The organism is Streptacidiphilus jeojiensis (genome assembly GCF_042510965.1).
Taxonomy (GTDB): Bacteria; Actinomycetota; Actinomycetes; order Streptomycetales; family Streptomycetaceae; genus Streptacidiphilus; species Streptacidiphilus jeojiensis.
In genome coordinates this window covers 99,636-122,995 of sequence record NZ_JBEUKS010000014.1, presented here as the reverse complement: position 1 = coordinate 122,995, position 23,360 = coordinate 99,636, and the positions used below count along the sequence as shown (strand labels likewise).

The following is a 23,360-nucleotide window of genomic DNA, read 5'->3' as shown; positions in this document are numbered from 1 at the left end:
CGGGCGGAAGCTGGCCTGGACAGGGGGTGCTCGGTCGGCCCCGGATCGGGCTGGGGGAGCCCAGGACAGAAGTTCAGGGCCGACCGAGGTGCAGCTCCCCGCTGCCGGGAGCAGATCTCACCGGCCGCGGGGAAGTTCAAGCGGCAAGCCAGCGCCGCGCGGTGCGCTCCAGCGGGGCGGGCAGCGCTCTGCGCAGCGCCCGCCCGCGGCTGGTGCGGGCCAGTCGCACCGCGGCTTCGGAGACGCGAGACGCGCCGCGCAGCTCCACGTCTGCCCACAGCACGCGGCCGGGACCGTTCGGCCTCGACGTCATCCCCCACCGGCACGTGCTGCTGTCGAGGGACGCCAGCAACTGGGAGGGCGGCTCGTTGCTGGCGCGGTCCACCATCTCCACGGTGACGGCGTTGCCCGCATTCAAGGAGACGGTGACCTCGATCTGGACGAAGCGGGTGCTCGCCACGACCGCGCGACGAAGGACCGCGATCACCGCGGCGAGGCATTCCATCTGCTCCGTGGTCAGCGAGGCTCCCCAGTGGCGCAGTTGGCGGCTGACCGCGTCGAAGATCTGCCCGCTCGTCCGGTCGGCGGGGAAGAACCACGTCTGGATCTGCATCATCACCGTTCTCCTTCAGCGGAGTTGTCCGCAGGTAAGCCGTCGGCCTCGGGGAACCTGGTCGCCGTGCGCGCCGCGAGTGCGGTCACAGGTCCCTCACCGCCCCGAGCACCCGGGCCACGATCCGCACGTCCGTGCCGCTCCTCGGCGGCTCGGCGGCCACAGCGATGTCCGCCCAAACCGCCTTACCGGCAACGGGCAGCGGGAAGGCGCCCCAGTCCCTGGTCAAGCCGCTCACCACGAGCAACCCCCGGCTGTCCTCCGCGCCGGGTGCGGGCGTCCGGCGGATCGGCATCTGCGCACTTTCGTCGAACACCAGCACCCGCACCGCGGCGTCGCCTGTGGAATCGGCAAGCAGGTCGAGCGCGATGTCGAACACCGGGATGCGGTCCGCCCCGCCCTTGACATGCCGGAGGACGTTCGTCACCAGCTCCATGACCACCAGCCGCACATCCGGCCGGACACTGCGCGGCACCCCCCAGTGCTGGAGGGCCTGATCCGCCAGCGCCCGGGTGAGTCGCGGGGCCGTCTCGTTGGCCACCAGCCTCAGATGCTGGCGGTCGCGGATGGGCAGGGCCGGTGGCCGACTCGCCGCAATAGTCATGTCCTCGACAAGTAGTGCTGTGGAAGTCCCCACTGCGCTCCTCCTCTCCGGGGTTGTTGATGCTGGGGCCAGGAAGGCTCCGCCAGCGGCTCCGTCCCATTAAGCGCTGGACGAGGCCGAAAGTGGCGGTACCCAAGCGGACGGATCGAGCAGTCCGCTTCAGCAGCTCGGCGGCGCACGGCCAGACCTGCGCCACCAGCGGAAACCCTCAGCGGGCTCGCGCTCGAAGCGGACAGGAGCCGGTGCGAAGCGGACAGCACCCGGAGTGGCACGCTGCCGCCTCACCGTGTGCCGAGTGCCGCTGAGCAGCAACCGCGTCACCGCCGAAGGGCCGCAGGCGAATCCCATGGGTCGGCCCTCTCGATTGTGTCGGCTGCGGTCTTCGGCCGCGTTCCTGCACGTTCTGGCTTGAATCGATCACACACCGGTACCGGCCGGGGAACAATGACTTAGGGCGATCCAGGACCGATCCCATGGCTGGAGGAGGGTGCCTGTGCCTGATCAACTGCGCGAGGATATGCGCGACCGCCGACGGGCCTCGGGCCTGCCCTGGTCGACCTTCGCCCGCGAAGCCGGCTTCGCCGCGCCGTACCTGCGCAACGTGGAGAACGGGAACAGGAAGATCACACCGGAAGTGGTGGCCGCCTACGACCGCGTCCTCCACACCGGCGGCACTTTCGCCGCCGAGCTGGCGGCGACGCCCGCCGCTGGCGCGAAGGAAACGGCGTGGAACAGAGACGGAGGCATCGCCGTACTGACCGACTTGGTGAATGGGAGCAATGTGGACCGCCGGAGCTTCCTCACATCCGGGATCGCACTATCGCTGTCAGCGGCCAACTGGGAGAAGGCCATCCCCACGGGCTCGCCGCTCCCATCCCCGTCGGACGATCCCGCGCAGCTCGCACGGATCGAGGGACGCCTGGATGATCTCCGCCGTCTGGACGACGAACTCGGCAGCGGAGAAGTCCACCGGCTCGCGCGCGGAGAACTCCACTACACCGTCACCCTGATCAAGACGGGCCGCTACTCCGGCACCTCCCTGGACCGGTTGTTCAGCATGGCCGCAGAGGCGGCACGCCAGGTGGCGTGGAGCGCATTCGACCAGGGCCGACCCGGCACGGCCCAGCGATACTTCGACGGCTCCCTGCGCGCCTCCGCCATCGCCGGCGACCCGCTCAGCGGCGCCTACGCGCTCTCCTTCGCCGCCATCCAGTGCTACTCCACCCCGCACCAGGCACAGCGCGCCGTCTCGCTGCTGGAGACCGCCCGGGAGAAGGTCAAGCACACGGCCACCCCGCGGATGGAGGCCATGCTCGCCGCCCGCACCGCCCGCGCCCTGTCGAAGGCCGGCGAGGGCAAGGCGTGCGCCCGCCAACTCGCCATCGCCCGAGCGGCCCTGGACCGGGGAGTCCACGACGACGATCCCAAGACTTTGTACTGGGTCGACTACGGCGAGATCGAGATGATCGCCGGCTCCTCCGCACTACAGCTCGGCGACCCCGACGAGGCCCTGCGCTGCTTCGAGGCGGCCATGGGTGCCGCCTACCCCGGGGACGACGAGTACCCGCGCAGCCATGCCATCTACCTCGCCCGCGCCGCCGAGGCCCACCTCGCCCGACACGACCTGGACGCCGCCGTCGCCAGCGCATGGCACGCCGCACGGTGCCTCGGGGTCGTGGACTCCGCCCGTTCGGCCTCCGAACTCGCCAGCCTGCGCTCCCTGCTCGCCGCCCACACCGGGCACCGAGGAGTGCGCGAGTTCCTAGAGATCGGGTAGCCCGAGGGCACCCCGGAGCTGCGCGGCGACGACCCGCTCATCCAGGGCGTGCAGAGTGCTGAAGCCCAGACGCTGCGCTGCCACAAGATTCACCTCGCTGTCGTCGACGAACAGGCACTCCCCAGGGCGGAGGCCGAGCCGGTCAAGGACCAGCTCGAAGATCGCCGGGTCCGGCTTGCGCACTCCGTGCTCAGCCGAGAGCACCACCTCGTCGAAGGAGCCAGCGAGGTCGAAGCCGGCGTACGGGTTGTACGGCTCCTGACCGAGGCTGTTAGAGACCACGGCCGTCCGCACACCTGCGGCGCGGGCCTCCTTCGCCACCTTCAGGACGAGGTGGGCAGGGAAAGCGTCGTGCAGGTACCGGGCGAGGAGGTTCTCGGAGGCCACCCCCATCAGGGCAGCGAACCCGGCATTCCAGTCCGCCTGGCTGATCTCTCCCAGCTCCAGGCGGCGGAACAGCTCCTGCCCTCGCTCGTCGGCCCAGGCCCTCAGGAAGGTACCCCGGCGAATCTTCTCCCGGTCCTCGAACCCCGAGATCACCTCAACCATGTTGAAGGTCAGGACCCCGAAGAAGTCGAAGACCACACCGCGGAACCTTGATGCCGTCGCCATCCTGCAAGCCTATCCAGGTGCGGCAACTGCCAACCGCTCTCTGGTGCGTCTCACCGAAACCCTCACTGCGTGGTGGGGATTGAACCGATCGCATAAGTCCGAAGTGGCTCCCTGCCTCCCGCCTGCACGGTCTAATAGTGCCGAGGCTGCTGGCCAGTCGGCTCTGGCGCCTCAGCCTGCATACGAAGGACGGGGATCGTGCCGCAGCCGAGACGACCGCTTCAACCCAACCGGTCGGCGGTGGACTGGTTCGGCGCCGAGATCAGGTATTGGCGCGAGCTGCGCGGCCTGACCCCGAAACAACTGGGGGATTTAGTCGGCCTCAGTCCAGACGCCGTCGAGAAGATCGAGAAGGGCGACCGACTGCTCTCAGCCGAGCACGCCGGCAAGATGGACCAGGAACTGCGCACCGGCGGCATTCTGGCCCGGTTCCGGCCCTTCGCCAAGGCCGAAGCGGACAAACGAAGAATCGAAGCGGACAGACGGAGAATCGTCAGCCCGTCTCCCCGGCCTCGCGGCAAGCTGGACGGCAAGCAGCCGACCAGGGAGGTGACCTTGGAGGCCCATGCCTTCGCTGCATCTCCGCCAGAAGGTGGCTGGGATGATCCTCAACAGGTCTTCTCCCAGGTACGTGCCCTGACCGGTGCAACCATCATGGGTGCCGCAGAGATCGTGGACTCCTCGATCATCGCCCTGGTCGAGTCCTACGAGGCCCGCGGCCCCCAGGCACTAGCCCCGGAGGCGCGGAGCCTCCGAGCGCTCTCCCACCAGCTGCTCGCCGATCGCGGCCTCGGCGCCAACGACCGCCGCGATCTTCTGCACCTGGCCGGGCGCGTCTCGGCGCTGCTCGCCTACATGGCCGTCAACGCGGGTGCTCCCCTCTTGACCAGCCAGGCGTATGCGGTCGAAGCCGCGGCGCTTGCCGACGAGATCGGCGACACGAACCTCGCGGTCTGGGTGGCGGGCACTCGGTCGCTCTCCCTGTACTACGCGGGCAGCTACGCCCAGGCGGACGCTATTGCGGCGGCCGGCATCGCGCGCGCTCCGGCCAGCGCCCAGAGCATCCGGCTCCTGGTCAACGGCCGGGCACGGGCACTTGGGCGGCTACACAACCGCTACGGGGCAGAGAAGGCGATCCGGCAGGCCCTCGACCTCGCCGCGCAGCACGAACTCCCCAGTGGCCTGACGTCTTGCATCGCGCTCGACGAGCCGTACTCACACGCCCGGCTGCTGGCCAACGCCGTCACAGCCCGGCTCTCGCTCGGCGACGCCGGACAGGTGAACGAACTCGCATCGCAGATCGAGGGCCTGGTGGATTCCTCCGACTCGGCCTGGAGCCGGGCGCTGGTCCGGCTCGACCAGGCGACCGCCTGCCTGGTCGGGAAGTCCCCCGACGTCGACCGGGCCATGGAGTTGGGTAGGCAAGCGCTCAGGGCAGGAGAGGTCACTCCGATTCGCTCCGTGCTTCAACGAGCGCAAGAGCTTCACCAGGCAGCTGCCCCGTGGTCCACGCACTCAGCAGTACGCGACTACGCCGCCGCCCTCACCACCTGGCGTTCCTCCCCTGCCGCCGGCCTGCTCACCACATGACGAGGACCCCGATGCCCGATCTCGCCTACCACCCGGCCGCCTTCCCCCCGAGCCCTCCCTCGGACAGCGACTCCCCCGCCGCGATCATCGCCTCGGACCAGCACGCCTTCGACAAGCTCACGCGGACCAAAGATCACTGGAGCCGCCCCGGCTGGTCCGACAAGACGAGGATCATCTACTGGCTGCTGACGTTCGATGAGGACCCGGTGCTGACGAAGTCCGCAGCCGACATCCAGAGCGCGCTCGCGCCACTCGACTACGACCTGATCGACACTGCGGATCTGCACCTCACCCTGACCCGCGCCGGATCGCGAGACCAGCTCAGCGACTCTGAGATTGACAAACTTGCCAGCATCGCTGCTGGCCGCGTCGGCCCAGCCTTCGAGCTGACCGCCCACCCCCTGGCCGGCTCCGCAGGGGCCGTCCGATACTCCGTCACCCCTTGGCCGCCGGTCATCGCCCTGCACGCGACTCTCAGCACCCTGCACGACGAGCTGGGTCTCCCGGGGGGAAAGCCGACCGCCCGGTTTCGGCCCCACCTCGGCGTGGCCTACAGCCGTGGCGAGGGCGCGGCGCAGCCAGTGATCGACACCGTGGCCACCCTCCGTGCGTTGCCTCCGGTCGACCTCACCATCGCTCACGTCGACTTGGTCGAGCTGAGGCGTGAACCCGGCCGGTACGCCTGGGATCTTCTGCACCGTATTCCGATGATGCAAGCTGGACCAACGGACGCCTGAGGTTCGGAAGCTATCGAGCCCGGTCCCCTGTCGCTGAATTGTGCGGGAACGCCGGCGGGCATCAAGGGCGCTCCTTCGTCGCGTCGCTGCGCGACCAGCCTGCGGCTGGCCCTTGACTCCCGCCGCCTTGCCCCTAGAACTGCTCTCGGGGGGCCGGGGGCATTCCCGGTCTGCGCAGGGTGGTGGCTGGCCGCCGTCGCCGCCGACTCGTAAGTGATCATGGAAAAGCCCAGCTCAGAGCACCTTTCCAGTTGACCGTGAACCCCAGTTACTGTAATATTGTTCTTGCTGGAGGGGATGGCACCCCCGCCAGCAAGACGAGACCACGGTGATCACGCTGGAGGAATGCGTTGACTGCAACTATCTCTGAAATCAACCCCGTTGAGACCGACGGCGGGCAGGAGTCCAGCCCGGTGAGCAAGCGCCTCATCCTGGACGTGGACCCCAATGAACTCATCAGGACCAGCAATGTCCGCCCCGCTGACCTGGATGCCGAACTCGTGGAGTCGATCCGTGAGAACGGCCTGGTTCAGCCGGTTGTGGCGACACCCTATGAGGACGGGCTCGCCGTCATCCTCGGAAACCGTCGCACCGTTGCGGCGATCGAGGCCGAGCGCACCGTGGATGTGATCGTTCGCTACGACCTCGGCGCGGACGCGCTCCGCATCGTGGCGCAGCTGATCGAGAACATCCACCGCAAGGACATGACGGAGAGTCAGATCGCCGCTGCGTACGCGCAGCTGGCGATGGATCTCGGCATGAGCGAAGGCGAGATCGCCAAGAAGGTGGGCAAGAAGCGCGAGGCCGTTCGCGCCTCCCTCAAGCTTCACCAGATGCCGCAGACCACCAAGGACGCGGTGGACTCAGGCCAGATGGACCTGGAAACCGCGCTGGCTTTGGGCAGCTTCGAGAGCGACCCCAAGGCGTACAAGCGGCTCAGCGAGGCAGCCGCCCAGGGCAAGAACAAGCTCGACTACCGGCTCAAGGAGGAGGAGAAGAAGCGCGAGCGGGACATTCAGCTTGCCGAGATGAAGGCGAAGCTGCTCAAGGACGGCGTCCAGGTGGTGCCCAAGCCCATCGGACTGAGCTACAGCAGCGGCAAGGAGGTCCACCTCCACCAGATCGAAGGCCCGGACGGTGAGAAGTTCACCCCGGATACCCACGCGGACTGCCCCGGTCACGCCGCCTGCATCGAGAACTACGCCTACAGCGACCCCAAGCCGCTGTTCATCTGCCGTGACCCGAAGCGGTACGGCCACACCGTCACCTCCTACTACACCTACAAGACGCCGGAGGAGGAGGCCGCCGACGCGGCCCGGAACGAGGAGGCCAAGCGCCAGCAGGAGGAGCGGCGGCAGGCACTGGCCATCGCCCGGGAACTCCGGATGGAGGGCGTCCAGAAGCTCTGCCAGTCGAAGAAGCTGCCGAAGGGCTTGCTGCTGGCCTCGCTCGAAGTCCTCTTCGTTCTCGGTTTCGAGAGGACCGATCGGACCCGTAGTAAGGCGCTGGACTTCCTGGGGGTGGCGAAGCCGGGGGAGGACCAGGCCCAGGACTTCAAGATCAAGGTTGGCCGGATGGCCGAAGCGCGGCAGCCCCTCGCAGCGGTGGCGATGGCAGCCGCAGTGATGGAAGAAAAGATCGACCTGGTCGGGCAGGCGTGGGGCAGTGTGCACCGCCCGAACGTGATCTGGTGGTTCGAGGTGCTGGAGGGTGCTGGGTACACCCTGTGCGACCCCGAAGCCGAGCTGCTGGACACCCTCCGGGAGCAGGAGGAAAAGGCCAAGGCAGAGGAGGCCGAAGCCAACGCGGAGGAAGAGGAAGAGTGGGACGACGAGGGCGATGGCGACCAGGACGCCGAGGCCAGCACCGAGCCGGAACCTACGGGCAGTGAGGACGTGGAAGCCGCCGACGAGACGGAGGAAGACGAGTCCGGCGACGTGGTGAGCCTGGAGGAGCTGTACCCGGAGATTGACGAGCCGATCGCCGCATAAGGGCAGCGGGCCGGGGCGCAATCAGCGCCCCGGCCCTCCCCGCCGCGATCACCGGAACGCCCCGGGGGCTCCGACCAGAGCCCTCCGGGACGTGGTCACCACCACGCTCGGAGTCGAAGTGTTCAACCTCCACCCCATTCAGCCTCAGCACCCGGAACCTCCTGCGCCAAGGGTGCGCGCGGACCTCGCCGTCCAACTCCAGGGGAGCCACGCCGTCGAGGCGGTGTGCATGGCCCGCAGCGTCCTGCTCGCCATGCCAGCGGCACGAATCCGGATCACCTGTCCCCAGCCCGCTTACGCCGCCTACACCGCGTGGTCTGATGCGCTCTCCCTCGCCGCGCGGGTGTTCCAGGGCGACAGCTCTGGCGGCGGCGGCCGCGTCCCCGCCGCCGGAGGCGTGACCGCTGGGCACCTGCACTTCGCGGAGGAGGTCACCACCTCGGTTGACTGCCTCACCGCCGAGGCCAGCCCCACCCGCGCACCGCAGATCCGGGTACAGCTGGGCGGACTGCTGATCATCGCGGCGGACCACGCCGCCGTCATCAGCCAGGCATCCGCCTGGACCACGGCCTACGGGCACGCCGCCCGAATCTGGCCCGAACTTCCCCCGCTCGCCTCCATCGCCGCTGCGCAGGCGGAAGCGCCGCCGCTGCGCGTCGCGGCCTGAACGCCACCCAGGAGGCACCGTGTTCACCGTCTTGACCACCCCTGCCGGGCGTAAGCTCCACGTCTCCGTCTCCCTGGACTGGACCCTTGGAGCCGCCCTCTACCGGATCGCAGAGGTAGACGGGACGATCACCCTCGGGTGGGCGTCCGACCACTACCGCTGCGACTGCTGCAACGAGCCATCCATTCAGCTGACTTACGGGAAGCCCGCCGAAAGCCCGTTTACCAAGCGCTTCGAGGACCCGCCGACGGTGTTCGGCGTCACCCTCGCCGCGCGGACGGTCTACCGTGCCTCTGCCATGCGGCCGGGCCGCGCCAGCGGCTGGCTCGGCGTCCGCCGAGAAGGCACCGGCGGCTACGACCCGGAGGCCCCGGACGGTACCCGCCGCCGGACGGCAGAGATCGTCTACACCATCACGCAGCACTGGCTCGCCCAGCCATGGGCGCAGCAGCTCCACCGAGCGCATGAGCAGCGCCACGCTGCTCCCCGGCTCCGGCAGCACGCCGCCGCTGTCAGGGAGCTGGAGGAGAAAATCTGCCACCTCACCGCCGAGCTTGCCGAGGAGCTGACGGCAGCGGAGGAGCAAGAGCGGATCATCAGCGCCGGACCGGTCGCCCCGAAGTGGCAGCGTCCGGACGGTCTGCCCGCGACGAGCGGGCAACTGGCGGCCTAGGCCCGGCGGCAGCCGGCGCGCGGCGCGATGGCGGGGGCATCGAGCCCCCGCCATCGCGGCGCATCCGGTCGAAGACAGCCAAGGCCCGGCCGGCGGCCTACCCGCCGACGATGAACGGGCCGAGCCCAGAGGACGACGAAGGACCGATGCCCACCCTCTACGAGATCAGCGACGCCGACACCGGCCAGCTCCGCGCCGTCACCCGGACCGGCGTGCCCGAAGCCCTGGACGCTGCATGCCTCCAGCTCTCCGCCGAGCTGGAGGTCACCGGCGAAGGCAGCAGCATGATCCGCTACCGCCTCGCCGTGCATCAGGTCACCTCAGACGGCACCCGAACGTGGCACGGCCAGCGCCTGTACTACCCCGGCGGACCTCGCCCCCCCGCAGCAGTAGGAGACGTAGGAACGGACACCCCGTGACGATCGTCGGGGCACCCACCTAGCATGAGAACGGCTCTGCATCACGAGCCGAGCACGAAGGGCACCACCATGGACAACCACCACGACGACCAGGCCCAGCGCCGGGCCGCGGTCGAGTCGGTCCGCGGCTCGCTCGCAGCCGAAGGGCTGGAGACCAGCACCGCCTACGACGACGACGCCGAGCGCTACGTCAGCGGCAGCCTCACCGCCGACGAGCTCGTGGCCCGCGCTGAGCAGCGCTACCGCCGACAGGCCGAGCCGGGCGTCGAATGACGACGACCGACCCCTACCTCGACCCGAAGTCCGGCATCCTGCGGAACTCCCTCGGGATCACCGACGGCACGGAGCTGGCGGCAGCAGAGGCGGACATCACCAGCGCCAGGCTCACCAGACTGCTGGAACGGCCGATCGCCGGTACCTGGGACCTCGCCCACCTCCAGGCCCTCCACCGCGAGGTCTTCGGCAGCATCTACCCCTGGGCCGGCCAGCTGCGGACCGTGGAGATCGGCAAGGACACCAGCTTCTGCCCCGTGCAGAACATCGAGGGCTTCGCCACGGACACCTTCCGCAAGCTGGCCCGCGCAGACCACCTGCGCGGACTGGACCAGGGCACGTTCAGCGCGAAGGCAGCCGACCTCTACGGCGACGTCAACGCCCTGCACCCGTTCCGCGAGGGCAACGGCCGGACCCAGAGGGCGTTCCTCGGACAGCTCGCCACCGCCGCCGGATACACGATCTCCTGGTCCCGCATGGACCCGGAACGCAACCGGCTCGCCTCCATCGCCTCCTACCTGGGGCAGGACGGTCCGCTCCGGGCGATGTTCGCCGACCTCGTCACCCCGGCGACCAGCCGAGCCCAGGAGCAGTCGGTAGCCGGCCCCGCGGTGTCGGCCGTGCAGCAGCTGGTGGAGCGCCCGCCAGCGCTGAACCCCGGAGCACCGAAGCCGCCGACGCACCGACTGTAGAAGAACGGATCGAGGTAGCCCAGCGCCCTGGGCTACCCTGAACGACCTACGGTTCTCCCTCGCGGAGCACCGTGGTCTCTGGCCGGTGGACACGTGCCAACGCCTCCTCGGAGGTACCCCTCGCGGGTGTGTCCACCGGCCTTTCGCATGTCGTCGCGCCTTCGGCGCGGCTGTCTTTTCGGGGCGGGTGGGGTCCGGCTGCGCCGGGCTGTCTTTTTGGGTGCCTTCGGCCCCTGTCGCGGATGGTCGGGGTGATGCGGCGGGCGTCAAGGGCGCTCCTTTGTCGCGTCGCTGCGCGACCAGCCTGCGGCCGGCCCTGGACTCCCGCCGCCTCACCCCTGGCAGCGCTTTCGGGGGGCCGGGCATCCCCCGGGGACAGGCAGGCGCGGGGCTGGGCACCGCCGCCGACCGACCCATTGATGATCTTGAAGCACCCGTCCGCCAGCCCCCGAGGGCTTGACGTAAAACCCCTATGCATATAGTATTGTTCTTGTTGGGAGGGGATGGCACCCCCGACCAGCGAAACGAGACCACGGTACGCACTGGGGTGAAAATGCAAGGTCCGCGCCACATCTTCGGCCACTTCACGGCCACTCGCACGCGCTGGATGTACGACGACGAGGGCTCCCCGATCGAGGAGCCCGAGCAGATCACCGGCTGGGTGGACTGGGGCTGGAACTCCCGACTCCTCCATGAATCCCGCAACTACGTCCGGCCGTACGTCACCCTCTCCGAGGATGACCCGGACCTCTACGACGAGATCCGCGACGCCTTCAACCTCCTTCCGGGTGGCCCGACTTCGGAGGGCAGCAGGGGCACCTACTACGCCGCCGACACCTACAGCCCCATTGACGGCGACGACTGCCATTTCAGCTACGCCCTTCACTTCACCTGCAAGTACCTCGGCCTCAAGGGCTGGGTCGAGGAGCCCTGGGAGCCGGACATGTCCAAGGTTGCGGCCAACGCCTGACCCTCTGCCTCAGCGCGGCCAGCCCGCGCCCAACACCCACGAACCGACAGAGGAGAACCGCATGCCGAACGCAACCACGATCACCGTCATTGGCAACCTCACCGCCGACGTCGAACTGACCTTCACTCAGGCGGGAGTGGCCAGGGCCAAGTTCACTGTCGCCAGCGCCGAACGGGTCTACGACCGCACCACGCAGACCTGGAAGGACGGAGCAGTCATGTACCTCCAGTGCACCGCGTGGCGAAGCCAGGCCGAGAACGCCGCCGAGAGCCTGACCAAGGGCACCAGGGCCATGGTCGTCGGGCCTCTTCGTCAGCGCAGCTTCGAGACGAAGGAGGGGGAGAAGCGCACCGTCTTCGAGGTCGAGGTCGAAGAGGTCGGCCCCAGCCTGCGCTTCGCCACGGCCAAGGTGGTCAAGCCCGGCCGCACCGAGGGGACCGCCGCCAATGCGGGGTGGGGAGCCCCCGTCACCCAGGCACCTCAGCCGGCCGCCGGTAGCCCCTGGGACGTCCCGGCCATGGCCGGTGCCGGTGCGGTCAACCCTCCGTTCTAGCCGACTGCTTCGGGGGTGGCCGCGGGGCCACCCCCACCCCTGCCAGGAGATCCGAACTTCATGACCGTCACGCTCACCACCCGTAACCGCCTGCTGCTCCGTGCGGATATCACCCACAGCCCCGAGGGCTTCACCTACTACGCCGTGCGAGCCCCCCAGGTTCGGGGAACGCTTACCGTGCACCCGGAGGCCGCCCCCGGCCACCGCGATGACCCTGACGCCTACACCGGGTTGTGCATCACCTTCGGCACCTATGACCCCGCCGCTTCCCCCTCCGCCTACGCCGACCGCACCACGGTCTACGGCTCCCCGCTGTACGGGAGCGTCAGCGTCAGTGCAGAGGGCACCCGAGACCCGTGGGGCCAGGTCCACCGCAACCCCTACGAACTCGCCGAAGCGCCAAGCCGCGACCGGATCAAGGACATCTGCGAAGCCGTCATCGCCTACCATCGAACCAGCCTGGACCGACACCGCCAGCATGCCGCTTACCTCCGGCACCAGGCCCCGAAGCAACTCGACCGGATCACAGACCAGGCTGACCACCTGCGCAGCAGCGCCCGCGCCCTCGCCCGCTACGAAGCCCTCCAGGCCCGATGGGCAGTGCTGGGCGGCGCCACCGACGAGCACGCCATCGACGTCACGATGGTCAGCACCCTGGCTAACTGGCTGGACCAGCGGTTCGCCGGACACCCGGCCGTCGGCGCGGGAGAGCAAGAGCTCTACCTCGCTTGGACCGCCGCCGTGCGGCTCAACTCTCGCCACGGCATCGAGCAGAGCCGACGCATCAACCTGCCCAGCGTGCAGAGCACCACGGCCTTGATTCACCACCTCACCCACGCCGCAGCGCACGCACCCGGCCGTGTCGCGCCCGCAGCCGCACGCGCCACCCTGCGACGACTCGCCGCACGCCGCAGCGGACTTGCCCACCTGATCACCATCCCAGCGCAGAGAAGGCGAGCCGCCTAGGAACTGTCCGGCCGATCATGTGACTGTCGCCTGGCCGGATCGTTGTCCCGTGCATGGGGCGGGGAGAGCGCGGTGATCTGTCGGATGCGGAGTGGGAACGGCTGCGGCCGTTCCTGCCGGTGAGCAATGGTCGGTGTGGGCGGTGGCGTGATCACCGGCAGGTGATCGACGGGATTCTTCACCGGGTTCGGACCGGGGTTCACTGGCGCGATCTGCCGGAGCGGTTCGGGCCGTGGAAGACCGTCTACGAGCGCCATCGACTGTGGTCGGCGGACGGCACCTGGGAACGTCTGCTGCAGCGAGTCCAGGCCGCGGCCGACGCGGCTGGCGAGATCGACTGGGACGTCTCGGTGGACTCCACCATCGTGCGCGCACACCAGCACGCTGCCGGTGCTCGCATCGATCCGCCGCCGGTCCTTGCCGACCCAAAAGGGGACGAGGCGCTGGAACACCAGGACGAAACTCCGTGGCAGAGCCTCGTCGGCCGGCTGGTGGAGGTGGTGCGGGAGGCGAGGGCCTGGGCCGTTCACGCGGCGGCTTCACCAGCAAGATCCACCTGAGCGCGGACGGCCTCTGCCGCCCGCTGTCCGTGATCGTCACGCCGGGGCAGCGGGCCGACTGCACCCAGTTCGTGCCGGTGCTGGAGAAGATCCGTGTCCCCCGGCTGGAGTTGGGCAGGCCCCGCAAGAGGCCTGACAGCGTCGCGGCAGACAGGGCTTACAGCAATCGCCCTTGCCGCCAGTACCTACGGCAGCGCGCCATCCGGCACACGATCCCGGAGAAGGCCGACAGCCAGGCCGCCCGCCTGCGCAAGGGGTCGCGAGGCGGACGGCCACCGGGCTTCGACCAGGAGCGGTACAAGAAGCGCAACACCGTCGAGAGGGCCATCAACAAGCTGAAGAACTCCCGCGCCGTCGCGACCCGTTACGACAAGCGCGGCTACGTCTTCCTCGGCACCGTCACCGCGGCCGCCCTCGTCATCTGGCTCCGCACATGATCAGTCAGCTCGTCCGGGACCTTGTCATCAGCGAACCGGAAGGACCCCCGCACGGCTGGCGAGCCAGACGGCGACACGCTGCTTTTCCTCGCGGTTTGCATAGGGGCTGTCGTAACGCGTGATCCACTCCAGGTGCCGCAGGACGTTCTCTGAGCGGTCTGGGTGGCGCACCACGAGCACGTCGATGCCGGTCTCGCCCGTCGAGGCTTCGATGTACACGCTGCCGTCCAGAGCCATCATGCCGAAGCCCGGGTGGCCCGAGTGCACGCCCAGGAACGCCGCTCCCGCACCTCGGCCCATGATGTCCCAGCGATCCAACAGCCGGACCCGGGTCCAGAGCGTCCGTGCAGTGTTGCCGCTGTGCAGGTGCTGCAGAGCGGCCCGGTGCGAACGGGTGCCCTGCGGAAGCCCCACGAGGAACTCGCGCCGATGGTCAAAAAGGCCCGAGGAGACCGCCAGGTCATACCAGTCCGCATTGAGCCGCTCGACCAGCCGCGAGGTGTCGTATCGGTGTGAGAAACCTCCGGCCACGTCCTCCGCACCGTATCCGCGGACGAACGGCATCGTGCCCGCTGGCACAGCGTTGGGGATCACCTCAAGGCCGGCCCGCCGGAGAGGCCGGTACACCTTGCGGTCACGTTCCTGAATACCCATCGACCCATGTTCTACCAGGGGCCAACAGCCCCCGGCCCGCCATTTTCCTCCACCTCCACGTGATCGGCCGGACAGCTCCTAGTAGCACCGGCTGCGCCGCGCCCGCCCAGCAACGGCGCGTGGCGCGGCCGAGGCCGTTCGTCGCGCCTTCGGCGCGGCTGTCTTTTCGGGGCGGGTGGGGTCCGGCTGCGCCGGGCTGTCTTTTTGGGTGCCTTCGGCCCCTGTCGCGGATGGTCGGGGTGATGCGGCGGGCGTCAAGGGCGCTCCTTTGTCGCGTCGCTGCGCGACCAGCCTGCGGCCGGCCCTGGACTCCCGCCGCCTCACCCCTGGCAGCGCTTTCGGGGGGCCGGGCATCCCCCGGGGACAGGCAGGCGCGGGGCTGGGCACCGCCGCCGACCGACCCATTGATGATCTTGAAGCACCCGTCCGCCAGCCCCCGAGGGCTTGACGTAAAACCCCTATGCATATAGTATTGAGCTATCAGGTCGAGGGAGGGCAACCCGAGACCGACCCACGAAGGCATCCAGCGAAGGGTCTCAGCTCAGTGACCGAAGTGCGCATCGAAATGGGCCGCGTCGAACTCCCCTCGGGAGAATGGGGAGTTGTCCCCGAGCAGAACCGCAGGGAGCGCGGCCACACCTTCTATCCACCGTTCGAGGACTTGGCGAAGATCCCGGCCCTGTATGCCACCGATGGCCAGGCGGTAGAAGAGAAGACCATATATCTGCACTACTTCACCGGCGGATCTGACTGGTATATAGCGGAGTTGGACCCGAAAACGGGAGTGGCGTTCGGCTGGGCGCGCGTCAACTACCCATCCGGCGAATGGGGTTACGTGAACCTCATCGAGCTCGAAGAACTCTGCATTGCCCCCCGTGCCGTAAGCCAAGGCGGGCGACTGGTCGGCATCTACCCTCAGATCCTCGTGGAGCGCGATCTCCACTTCACCCCGACGCTCGCGCGGGACTGCCTCCCCGACGATTACTGAGCCACAAGCTTCCAGTCCATCCAGTCGATCGGAGAATCCCTTGCAGTCCATCCTGATCACCCCCAATGTCGAGAGTGCCGAGCTGGTTCGCCCGAGCTTGGAGGACTACGCCAGGCGGACCGACAGCATTAGCTTCCAGATGCTGGACGACCCCGACGCCCTGGCCACCGTCTTGAAGTCCATGATCACCGACCTGTGTCACCTGGCCGATGCCGCCGAAATCCCGGGCGACCGAGAGGAATTGGTCATGCGCGCTTACCGGGAATACCGAACCGAGCGCGCTTACGAAGCACTTGACACCGACGAGTAATAACGGCGCGTAGGGGCGGATACCCCGCCCCTACGAACTCCAGGCCGAGGGAGGGCAACCCACGGCCGATCCCACGAAACAGCAACCGAAGGGCGCGCGCCATATACCCCCCGAACAGCACCACCGCCCCCGACCGCCGGGAGACTCGCCCGGCTGAGTCCTGGGAGATGAACGAAGCGCACGAAGAGAACGACCGGCGCGATGTGGCGCAACTCCTCGCTGCCGCAGGCTTCCGCCGCGCAATCCTGGGTCAGTTCGCACTCACCACGGCGAGCGGCTTCTATGTCCGGACCAACCGCGCCCGCACCGAACGCTGCGGCTCCCACCAGATCAACATCCTGTTCAAGGTCCGCGACTACAACCCGGATCAGACCGCCCTGCACGCCAACTTCTGCCGCCGCTGGTCCACCGTAATCGCGGACCACGGAGGTTGGGACGTCAGCTATGACGCCGAGTACCCCGAAGGCGGAATCACCGTCACCCGCCGGTAATCCCCCCCGCAGCCCCCGGATTTCACCGCCGGGGGCGCGCGGCGGCGGGCGCGGGAGCGGCGGCATCGAGCCGCCGCCCCCGCGGCTGCCGCGCGACCCGCCCCGCCGCAGCCAGGTAAGCCCGCTCGCCCGATGGAGGCCCCGTCCTGAAGCCCCTCACGCTCCGCTCCCTGTACGCCGCTAGCAGGGACGCCGAAGGGCAGCTGTCGCTGTACGACGTCGGCCCCGTGACGCTATGCCTGGACGAGCTGACCAGTGCCGAGCTGACCCGCGAGTGGGGGTGGTTGATAGACGCGTCCCTTCCCGCTGACCGGCACCCTCTGTGGCGCCTGACTGCTCGTGGCTTCCGCGTCCACCACCCGACGGCCGGCCTCCTGGGGACGATGATCCAAACCGCCGTCACCGCCATCCATGTGGAGTGGTACCACCCCGAGATGGATGACCACCTCTACGTCGGGCAGGCGCAGCGACTGCGCCACGGCGCGGCCTACATCACCGACGCCCGCAGACACCACGGGTACCCCGTGCCAGCTGACCCCCCGCCGCCCGCTACCCCGGCATTCGATCCGCCTGTCCGACCGGGGCCGGGCGAGGTGGCCCGCTACTGCGGCTCCCTGGCCGAACTGCGTGGCCAGCTGGTGCGCGTGGAGCATTGCGACTGCGACGAGGACTTCTGCGCTGGATACCGCGCGGAGCCCCTGGAGCGTGGCAGGGGCGGGGCCGTTCACGTGCGCCGGACATCGTTCGAGGCGGTGGCCGAGGGCGCTCAAGAGAGCGCCGATCCGCACCGATAGAGCTTGACCTAAAACCCCTAAGGCTATATAGTTGCACTTGCTGGAAGGGGAGGGCAACCCCGACCGGCACCCACGAAGAACCTCCAGTGCGAAGGATCGAAGTGACCATAACTCTCGCTGCGCGCACCCCCTCCCGCAACGCCTCCCTCGGAGAGCTCGCCGCACTCCTCCAGGACGAGCACCACCACAAGCTGGACGTGGTGGCCCCCGCCTCCACCATCCGTGCCGAAGACGGGCGACTGATCATCCACGGCACCGCCCACGAGCTGAGCCCCACCGGCGTCACCACCCGCGCCGGAGCCTTCCGGCCCACCGGCGTCTGCGAAGCCGGCATCGCCGAGAAGCTGGGCATCCCCGTGGGCTACCTGCGAAAGGTCCGTACCGAGGCCCCGGATCTGTGGGACGCCAACGTCAACGGATGGCTTGACCGCACCGACCGCTCCTTCATGGTGCGCACCCTGCTCCCGGGCCACCAGGGCGAGGGCATCGCCCGAGCGATGCTCTCCACCGGCTACCGGATCATCGACAACCTGGACATCCTGACCGCAGCGCTGGACGGCGTGCGCAGCGCCGGAGTCGACGTCCGGATCGACAGTTGCGACCTCTCCGACAAGCGGATGTACGTCCGCGTCATCGCCAACCAGGTCCGCGCCTACGCGCCCAAGCTGCTCCGCAACTACCGCTCGCCGTTCACCGGCGACAGGGGAGCGGACAACCCCGTCGTCTTCGCAGGCTTCGAGATCAGCAACTCCGAGACCGGGTGCGGCGCGTTCACCATCACCCCCCGCCTGGTGGTCAAGGTCTGCAAAAACGGGATGACCATCACCAAGGACGCGGAGCGCAACGTCCACCTCGGCGGACGCCATGACGACGGTGTCGTGAAGTGGAGCAACGAGACGGTTGAGCGCGTGTTGAAGGTGGTCACCTCGAAGACCGCGGACGCGGTGCGGACGTTCCTGCGCGAGTCCTACGTTCAGGAGCAACTGCACCGCATTGAGTCCACGGCAGGAACGCCGATCACCAACCCCGAAGAGACGATCACCACCGTCAGCAAGGCGCTGCGCTTCAACGAGGACACCCGCGCCGCCCTGTTCAACCACTTCATCGCCGGTGCCGACGTCACGGCCGGGGGAGTGCTGCACGCGGTCACCTCCGTCGCGCAGACCCTGCCCGACGCCGACGAGGCCCACGACCTTGAGGCCCAGGGACTGCGCGCCATGGAGCTGGCAGCGGCTGCCTGACCTTCCGGCGGCGGCACCTCCTGGTGCCGTCGCCGAGCAGCCGGCCCGAGCGTCGTTGCCGGGCCGCGCGCCGGTCGGGCGGGGATCGACCCCGCCCGACCGGCCAACCCCGCGGGCCGTCCGGAGGGCAACCGGGCGCAGCCGCGCGACACCCACGAAGACCACCCTGCGGAGCGTCACATGACCCCCATGATCAACCTTCTGCACAGCCCCCTGGCGATGCCAGCCGATCAGCCCCTGACCGTCGTCTACTACGAGGACCTTGAGCTCTCCACCGGCGTCGCCTACCGCGCCCACGTCCACCGCAGCGGCCAACAGCTCGGCATCATCGAGAGCTGCGGCACCGGTGAGTCGCAGTTCCTCCCGGCCGACCTTGAGAGCTACGACTTCAACGACTTCCGCACCTTCGTTGCCAGCTGCCTCTTCAAGGGCGAGCCAGCCACCGACCAGCAGGTGCACGAAGCGCTGATCGAGGAGTACGAGGTCTCTCTCGCCATCGCGGCGGCGGCCGAGCGGGGCAGGCTGCTCGCCCGCGAGGTCACCGACGGATTCAGCACGACCCTGACCACCGTGCCCCGAGCACTCCACCCGCACGGCCACGACGAGGCGGCAGCTCAGCTCGCCCGCCTGTCCCACCGTTCATGGGAGATGTGGACGGGATACCGCTGGCAAAGGCTCCCGCAGACGCAGCCCGCCTGACCGGCCGCAGCGCGGGTGAGGCCGCATCGAGCGGCCCCACCCGCGACCCGCCACCGCCGCGCCGCCATCCGAGCAGCGGCGAGCACAGCAACACCGCACCGACGCCGGAGGGCAACCGGCCGAGGCGCGCACCCCACGACGGCACCGCCGAGGAGCAACCGCACCATGTCCAGTCACAACTGGGAGCACTCCCGCACACCCGACCACCAGGACCAGCTGCCGGTCCGCATCCCCTACCAGCACCTGTCCGCGATTGCGGTCATCGACTGGCACGACTACAACGGCGAGCCCCTGGCCCGCTTCTACGCCCGCCACGGCCACCCGCACGTCGTCATCCCCACCGTCGCCGAATACCTGGTGACCTGCCGTCAGCAGGAGTCAGACCCGGAGCCCGACGAGTTCGAGACCTTCGCCCAGATCCTCGCGCTTCGCATGGACGAGACTGGTACCAGCCGCCGAGACCTCCCCAACAGCACCCGCTACTACTACCGGCTCGTTGCTCACTGCGACTTCGCCACGCAGCCGGCCGACCCCCTCCACTGGCACGATCCGCAGCGCGGTCTCCAGGTGATCGCGCAGCGCCGCACCGACGGGGACCACCGCAGCGGCTCCGGCGACCGCACCCCGTGGCTGACCGTGCGGACCCTGACCACCCTCAGCGCGGTGCTGGCCGACGCCGCAGACCAGCTACGCCGCCTCGCCGCCATCCAGCCCAGCAGCAGCGAAGAGGCCAGCCGTACGCTGCTCAAGCACGCCGACCTGATCGTCCAGTCCGCCTGCTTCACCGAGCTGGCCCGCACGCTCGGTCCGCGCCGGTGACGAACACCAGCGCCGTCAGCGAGGCCCCGCATGCTGGCGGTGCACCTCGGAACGAGGAGGCCACGGCCACCATCGTGGCCAGCGTCCTCGGTCTCTGCGCGTTCTCGGTCTCCTTCACCCACGTGCAGACCGTCGCGGTGCAGTCCGGCCAAGGCGGGTGGGTTGCCGACGCCATCGCCGCCAGCGTCGAGCTGATGGCCACTGCCGCCATCACCGAGATCCGCCGTCGCCGCCGGCGCGGCCAGCCGACCGGCTGGCCGCGCAGCGTCCTCGTCCTGGGCGTCGCCATGAGCCTGGCCAGCAACTTGGCCACGGCCCAGCCCACCGTCTGGGGATGCGTGATGGCCGCCTGGCCCCAGGTGGCGTTCCTCGCCGTTGCCGCACTGATCGAGACCCGGACGGAGCCCGTACGGACCGGCCCCGTACGGACCGAGCCCGTACGGACCGAGCCCGTACGGACCGGCCCCGTACGCACGGAGCCCGTACGGACCGGCCCCGTACGGACCGAGCCCGTACAACGGCGCGGTGCCCCCGGTTCCTCCGCTGTACCGCGCCAGCCGCGTGCGGCGCGCGAAGGCGTACGGGAAGCGGACGACGGCAGCAGCGAAGGGGGTGGCGACCGCAGGGCAGGCACCGCGGGGCGCCCCACCCGCGCCGAGGTCGTGCAGATGCTGCAAGCCGAGATCACCGCCGATGAGGACTGGGTGCCGGACTACGCGGAGCTGACCCGCGCCACCGGCTACGGCCGGTCGTGGTGCGAGAAGCGTGTCGGCGAGGCACGGCGGGCCGTCGAGGACGCTCGCGCCCAGCCGTTCGCAGAGGCGATCCGGACCGAGCCACCCACGGGCACCCAGCCGTCCGGCGACGAGGACCAGGACGCCGGAGCGCTCGCATCGGTCACCGCCATCCCGAGCACACCCAAGCCGGCGCGAAGCACCACGCACCCACCCTCGCCCGGCAGCACACGACAGAAGGCACGAGCATGATCACTTCATCAACCATCGCCCGCAGGAGAAGGCTGCGCGGCTATGACCACCTGGTGTTCAGCCTCTCCGGAGGCAAGGACGGACTCGCCGCCCTGGACCGAGGCGTCGCCCTCGCCGACGACGCCGGGGTGCTGGACCGCGTCGTCGCCCTTCACTGCGATCTCGGTTCTGCAGAGTGGGAGGGCGCCGCGGACCTTGCCCGTGCTCAGGCCGAGCACTACGGCGTCGCCTTCGAGGTCCGCCGTCGCGAGCAGGGGACGCTGTTGGACATGGTGCGCCACCGCGGCATGTGGATGAGCCCTCGGGCCAGGTACTGCACCAGCGCGATGAAGCGGGACGTAGCCAGGAAGTTCTACACCGAGCTCGCCCGCACCACCCCCACGCCTGGCCGACCGGCACGGCTGCTGACCGCACTCGGCATCCGCGCGGAGGAGAGCCGCGCCCGCGCACAGCGGCCGGCGCTGGCGGTGGACCGCACGGTGAGCACCAGCCGGAAGGAGGTGACCGTCTGGCACCCGGTGCTGCGCTACAGCACCGACCAGGTCTGGCAGGCCATCCGGCGCAGCGGCGCACCCTCGCACCCCGCCTACGCCCACGTCAGCCGCCTCTCCTGTCGGCTATGCCCTCTCGCCTCACGCCGAGATCTGCTGGTCTCTGCCCGGCTGAACCCCGAACTGGCCGCCGAGTACGCGCAGGTCGAGGACGAGATCGGCCACCGCTTCCGCAACGACTGGTCCATGGCCCAGATCATCGAGGAGGCGCAGGAGCTGCCGCCGGAGGCGCTGACCCGGGACCACCCGCTCGCCGCCTGCGGCTCCGGCGGGACCCTCCGGTTCGAGGTCGGGTGCGCGGAGTGAGCGAGATGCCGGTTGCCCTCAGCTTCGGCATGGGCATCGACAGCGCCGCCATCCTGGCGCGCTGGCTGAACGAGCCGGCCAGCCGCACCTTCCCGCTGGAGCAGCTGACCGTGGTCACTGCCATGACCGGGGACGAGCCGGACGTCACCCGGACGCTCATGGAGCGGCACCTCCTGCCGCTGATGCGCGAGCACCAGGTCCGCTACGTTCAGCTGGCCCGCGCGTCCCAGGCAGGCGGGTACGTCGTCCTGGACGACTCCCGCGCGCCGAAGCGAATGATCATGCGCGGGCCGTGGCGACTGTCCGACGAGCTGATGGCGAGCGGCACCGTCCCCCAGGTCGCCGCGAAGCGGCGCCTGTGCAGCTGGCGGGCGAAGGGCGACGTGCTTGACCGCTGGTACGCCGCAGAGTTCCGCGGCCCGTTCCGGCACGTCCTCGGCTTCGCCGCCGAGGAGACCAGGCGCGCGCTCCGTGACCAGGACTACGCCACCGCGAACCGGCGGCCCGAGTACCCGCTGATCACCGACTGGTCATGGGACCGCGAGGACTGCGACGCCTACCTTCATGCGCTGTTCGGCCAGCGCTGGTCTCGCTCGGCCTGCGGCTATTGCCCCTTCTCGGCGAGCCGGCGCGGCTTGCCCGAGCTGGTGGAGCGCTGGCGGGCCGAACCGGACGTCGGTGCCCTCGCCCTGGCGCTGGAGCACACCGCCCTCGCCCTCAACCCGCGCTCGCGCCTCTTCGGGAAGCTCTCGGCACGCCAGGTGGTGCAGGACCACGGCCTCGCCGACGTCCAGCGCCGGTTCGAGCGCCGCCTGGACCACCCCGGCCAGCAGTGGACGCTCTACGACGTGCGCCGGATCATCCACCCGCGCCGCGACGACCCGACCCGCAAGGGAGCGGCCTGGCGCTCGGTCGGCATCCACCACACCGGGAGCCGCCGGGAAGCGGACGAGGCGATGAGCTGGCTGGCTCGCAAGGCGGGCGTGCCGGTGGCAACCGACCAGTACGGCATCCGGCGGGCCGAAGTCGTCGCCCGCGGAGCGGCCTTCCCCGCCGTCGAGCACTGCCTCGCGGTGGCCCCGGCCGGAGCGGTGCCGAAGCAGCGCGCGGGGTTCGAGGTCTGGTGGGACAGGCTGCTCTCGGAGCAGGAGCAGGAGCCCCGCAGCGGCTCCGCGCTGACCATCGCCGCATAGCGGCTTCACGACGATGACGGCGACCGGCGGCACGTCCCCCGAGGGGGTCGTGCCGGCCTCAAGGACCGGCTGGGCAAGCCGCCGGTCGCCTCCCACGAGGACACCAGCAGGTGCGATCTCGCAGCAGCTAAATTAGCCCATGACGCAGGTGCCCCGCGGCGGGAACCTGACCAGCTGCATCAGCCCGAAGACGA

At 69.3% G+C, this 23,360-nt stretch carries 27 protein-coding genes; 23 read left to right on the top strand and 4 right to left on the bottom strand.

The annotated features are described in order from the left end of the window. Nucleotides 1-136 precede the first annotated feature (136 nt). Complete coding sequence (locus tag ABUW04_RS32010) at nt 137-616, bottom strand: hypothetical protein (RefSeq protein WP_380567984.1); 480 nt, start codon at nt 614-616, stop codon at nt 137-139. A gap of 82 nt (nt 617-698) precedes the next feature. Then, the gene (locus tag ABUW04_RS32005) at nt 699-1,154 is read right to left on the bottom strand and encodes an ATP-binding protein (protein ID WP_380567983.1); all 456 of its coding nucleotides are present in this window, start codon (nt 1,152-1,154) and stop codon (nt 699-701) included. A gap of 556 nt (nt 1,155-1,710) precedes the next feature. On the opposite strand from ABUW04_RS32005, the gene ABUW04_RS32000 reads away from it, so the two are divergent. Next, complete coding sequence (locus tag ABUW04_RS32000) at nt 1,711-2,994, top strand: helix-turn-helix domain-containing protein (RefSeq protein WP_380567982.1); 1,284 nt, start codon at nt 1,711-1,713, stop codon at nt 2,992-2,994. Here the strand turns inward: ABUW04_RS32000 and ABUW04_RS31995 are convergent. After that, nucleotides 2,980-3,579 carry an HAD family hydrolase gene (locus tag ABUW04_RS31995; RefSeq protein WP_380567981.1) on the bottom strand — a complete coding sequence of 200 codons (600 nt, stop codon included), beginning with the start codon at nt 3,577-3,579 and terminating at the stop codon, nt 2,980-2,982. The two genes, ABUW04_RS32000 and ABUW04_RS31995, sit on opposite strands and share 15 nt — an antisense overlap. Before the next feature lie 225 nt (nt 3,580-3,804). On the opposite strand from ABUW04_RS31995, the gene ABUW04_RS31990 reads away from it, so the two are divergent. The 12 genes from ABUW04_RS31990 to ABUW04_RS31935 all read left to right on the top strand — a co-directional run bounded on the left by ABUW04_RS31990 (nt 3,805) and on the right by ABUW04_RS31935 (nt 14,134). Continuing rightward, complete coding sequence (locus tag ABUW04_RS31990; protein WP_380567980.1) at nt 3,805-5,196, top strand: helix-turn-helix domain-containing protein; 1,392 nt, start codon at nt 3,805-3,807, stop codon at nt 5,194-5,196. Between the two features lie 11 nt (nt 5,197-5,207). After that, nucleotides 5,208-5,933, top strand: a complete 726-nt coding sequence (locus tag ABUW04_RS31985; RefSeq protein WP_380567979.1) for a 2'-5' RNA ligase family protein — start codon at nt 5,208-5,210, stop codon at nt 5,931-5,933. A gap of 413 nt (nt 5,934-6,346) precedes the next feature. After that, a complete protein-coding gene (locus tag ABUW04_RS31980) occupies nt 6,347-7,924 on the top strand; it encodes a ParB/RepB/Spo0J family partition protein (RefSeq protein WP_380567977.1) in 1,578 nt (525 codons plus the stop codon). A 172-nt stretch (nt 7,925-8,096) separates the two neighbouring features. After that, nucleotides 8,097-8,591: a hypothetical protein gene (locus ABUW04_RS31975; RefSeq protein WP_380567975.1), complete on the top strand. Its 495-nt coding sequence runs from the start codon at nt 8,097-8,099 to the stop codon at nt 8,589-8,591. 19 nt (nt 8,592-8,610) lie between these two features. Further along, a complete protein-coding gene (locus tag ABUW04_RS31970; protein ID WP_380567974.1) occupies nt 8,611-9,264 on the top strand; it encodes a hypothetical protein in 654 nt (217 codons plus the stop codon). Nucleotides 9,265-9,410: 146 nt separating this feature from the next. Next, nucleotides 9,411-9,683 (top strand): hypothetical protein, encoded by a 273-nt coding sequence (locus tag ABUW04_RS31965; RefSeq protein WP_380567973.1) that lies wholly within the window; start codon nt 9,411-9,413, stop codon nt 9,681-9,683. A gap of 24 nt (nt 9,684-9,707) precedes the next feature. Next, complete coding sequence (locus ABUW04_RS31960) at nt 9,708-9,956, top strand: antitoxin VbhA family protein (RefSeq protein WP_380567971.1); 249 nt, start codon at nt 9,708-9,710, stop codon at nt 9,954-9,956. Next, nucleotides 9,953-10,648, top strand: a complete 696-nt coding sequence (locus ABUW04_RS31955; protein ID WP_380567970.1) for a Fic/DOC family protein — start codon at nt 9,953-9,955, stop codon at nt 10,646-10,648. Before ABUW04_RS31960 ends, ABUW04_RS31955 begins: the two co-directional genes overlap by 4 nt. 553 nt (nt 10,649-11,201) lie before the next feature. Then, nucleotides 11,202-11,618, top strand: a complete 417-nt coding sequence (locus ABUW04_RS31950; RefSeq protein WP_380567969.1) for a hypothetical protein — start codon at nt 11,202-11,204, stop codon at nt 11,616-11,618. A 61-nt stretch (nt 11,619-11,679) separates the two neighbouring features. Continuing rightward, a complete protein-coding gene (gene ssb, locus ABUW04_RS31945; protein WP_380567968.1) occupies nt 11,680-12,171 on the top strand; it encodes a single-stranded DNA-binding protein in 492 nt (163 codons plus the stop codon). Between the two features lie 60 nt (nt 12,172-12,231). Next, nucleotides 12,232-13,137, top strand: a complete 906-nt coding sequence (locus ABUW04_RS31940; protein WP_380567967.1) for a hypothetical protein — start codon at nt 12,232-12,234, stop codon at nt 13,135-13,137. A gap of 53 nt (nt 13,138-13,190) precedes the next feature. After that, a protein-coding gene (locus tag ABUW04_RS31935) for an IS5 family transposase (protein ID WP_380567966.1) occupies nt 13,191-14,134 on the top strand; the annotation gives its coding sequence in 2 pieces (ribosomal slippage) (nt 13,191-13,529 and nt 13,532-14,134; 942 coding nt in all). A 27-nt stretch (nt 14,135-14,161) separates the two neighbouring features. On the opposite strand, the gene ABUW04_RS31930 is transcribed toward ABUW04_RS31935, so the two are convergent. Beyond that, nucleotides 14,162-14,788: a hypothetical protein gene (locus ABUW04_RS31930; protein WP_380567965.1), complete on the bottom strand. Its 627-nt coding sequence runs from the start codon at nt 14,786-14,788 to the stop codon at nt 14,162-14,164. A gap of 544 nt (nt 14,789-15,332) precedes the next feature. On the opposite strand from ABUW04_RS31930, the gene ABUW04_RS31925 reads away from it, so the two are divergent. From ABUW04_RS31925 to ABUW04_RS31880, 10 genes are all read left to right on the top strand, one after another. Beyond that, nucleotides 15,333-15,776: a hypothetical protein gene (locus tag ABUW04_RS31925; RefSeq protein ID WP_380567964.1), complete on the top strand. Its 444-nt coding sequence runs from the start codon at nt 15,333-15,335 to the stop codon at nt 15,774-15,776. A 40-nt stretch (nt 15,777-15,816) separates the two neighbouring features. Further along, nucleotides 15,817-16,086 (top strand): hypothetical protein, encoded by a 270-nt coding sequence (locus ABUW04_RS31920; RefSeq protein WP_380567963.1) that lies wholly within the window; start codon nt 15,817-15,819, stop codon nt 16,084-16,086. A 167-nt stretch (nt 16,087-16,253) separates the two neighbouring features. Continuing rightward, nucleotides 16,254-16,577: a hypothetical protein gene (locus tag ABUW04_RS31915; protein WP_380567962.1), complete on the top strand. Its 324-nt coding sequence runs from the start codon at nt 16,254-16,256 to the stop codon at nt 16,575-16,577. Nucleotides 16,578-16,960: 383 nt separating this feature from the next. Further along, a complete protein-coding gene (locus ABUW04_RS31910; protein ID WP_380567961.1) occupies nt 16,961-17,371 on the top strand; it encodes a hypothetical protein in 411 nt (136 codons plus the stop codon). A 101-nt stretch (nt 17,372-17,472) separates the two neighbouring features. Next, complete coding sequence (locus ABUW04_RS31905; RefSeq protein WP_380567960.1) at nt 17,473-18,612, top strand: DUF932 domain-containing protein; 1,140 nt, start codon at nt 17,473-17,475, stop codon at nt 18,610-18,612. Nucleotides 18,613-18,792: 180 nt separating this feature from the next. Continuing rightward, the gene (locus ABUW04_RS31900) at nt 18,793-19,311 is read left to right on the top strand and encodes a hypothetical protein (protein WP_380567959.1); all 519 of its coding nucleotides are present in this window, start codon (nt 18,793-18,795) and stop codon (nt 19,309-19,311) included. A gap of 165 nt (nt 19,312-19,476) precedes the next feature. Then, complete coding sequence (locus tag ABUW04_RS31895; protein WP_380567958.1) at nt 19,477-20,130, top strand: hypothetical protein; 654 nt, start codon at nt 19,477-19,479, stop codon at nt 20,128-20,130. After that, complete coding sequence (locus ABUW04_RS31890) at nt 20,127-21,116, top strand: DUF2637 domain-containing protein (RefSeq protein WP_380567957.1); 990 nt, start codon at nt 20,127-20,129, stop codon at nt 21,114-21,116. Before ABUW04_RS31895 ends, ABUW04_RS31890 begins: the two co-directional genes overlap by 4 nt. Then, on the top strand, nt 21,113-21,973 hold the full coding sequence (locus ABUW04_RS31885) for a phosphoadenosine phosphosulfate reductase domain-containing protein (RefSeq protein ID WP_380567956.1): 861 nt from the start codon (nt 21,113-21,115) through the stop codon (nt 21,971-21,973). The genes ABUW04_RS31890 and ABUW04_RS31885 overlap by 4 nt, the downstream gene beginning before the upstream one ends. Nucleotides 21,974-21,978: 5 nt before the next feature. After that, a complete protein-coding gene (locus ABUW04_RS31880) occupies nt 21,979-23,166 on the top strand; it encodes a hypothetical protein (RefSeq protein WP_380567955.1) in 1,188 nt (395 codons plus the stop codon). Nucleotides 23,167-23,360 lie beyond the last annotated feature (194 nt).

What these genes read in the sequence shown, in the direction of transcription:
- ABUW04_RS31960 (WP_380567971.1), top strand. Translation starts at nt 9,708, where the DNA reads ATGAGAACGGCTCTGCATCACGAGCCGAGCACGAAGGGCACCACCATG.
- ABUW04_RS31930 (WP_380567965.1), bottom strand. Translation starts at nt 14,788, where the DNA reads ATGGGTATTCAGGAACGTGACCGCAAGGTGTACCGGCCTCTCCGGCGG.
- ABUW04_RS31880 (WP_380567955.1), top strand. Translation starts at nt 21,979, where the DNA reads ATGCCGGTTGCCCTCAGCTTCGGCATGGGCATCGACAGCGCCGCCATC.
- ABUW04_RS31955 (WP_380567970.1), top strand. Translation starts at nt 9,953, where the DNA reads ATGACGACGACCGACCCCTACCTCGACCCGAAGTCCGGCATCCTGCGG.
- ABUW04_RS32010 (WP_380567984.1), bottom strand. Translation starts at nt 616, where the DNA reads ATGATGCAGATCCAGACGTGGTTCTTCCCCGCCGACCGGACGAGCGGG.
- ABUW04_RS31915 (WP_380567962.1), top strand. Translation starts at nt 16,254, where the DNA reads ATGAACGAAGCGCACGAAGAGAACGACCGGCGCGATGTGGCGCAACTC.
- ABUW04_RS31985 (WP_380567979.1), top strand. Translation starts at nt 5,208, where the DNA reads ATGCCCGATCTCGCCTACCACCCGGCCGCCTTCCCCCCGAGCCCTCCC.
- ssb (WP_380567968.1), top strand. Translation starts at nt 11,680, where the DNA reads ATGCCGAACGCAACCACGATCACCGTCATTGGCAACCTCACCGCCGAC.
- ABUW04_RS31940 (WP_380567967.1), top strand. Translation starts at nt 12,232, where the DNA reads ATGACCGTCACGCTCACCACCCGTAACCGCCTGCTGCTCCGTGCGGAT.
- ABUW04_RS31910 (WP_380567961.1), top strand. Translation starts at nt 16,961, where the DNA reads ATGATCCAAACCGCCGTCACCGCCATCCATGTGGAGTGGTACCACCCC.
- ABUW04_RS31965 (WP_380567973.1), top strand. Translation starts at nt 9,411, where the DNA reads ATGCCCACCCTCTACGAGATCAGCGACGCCGACACCGGCCAGCTCCGC.
- ABUW04_RS31895 (WP_380567958.1), top strand. Translation starts at nt 19,477, where the DNA reads ATGTCCAGTCACAACTGGGAGCACTCCCGCACACCCGACCACCAGGAC.
- ABUW04_RS31950 (WP_380567969.1), top strand. Translation starts at nt 11,202, where the DNA reads ATGCAAGGTCCGCGCCACATCTTCGGCCACTTCACGGCCACTCGCACG.
- ABUW04_RS31900 (WP_380567959.1), top strand. Translation starts at nt 18,793, where the DNA reads ATGACCCCCATGATCAACCTTCTGCACAGCCCCCTGGCGATGCCAGCC.
- ABUW04_RS31885 (WP_380567956.1), top strand. Translation starts at nt 21,113, where the DNA reads ATGATCACTTCATCAACCATCGCCCGCAGGAGAAGGCTGCGCGGCTAT.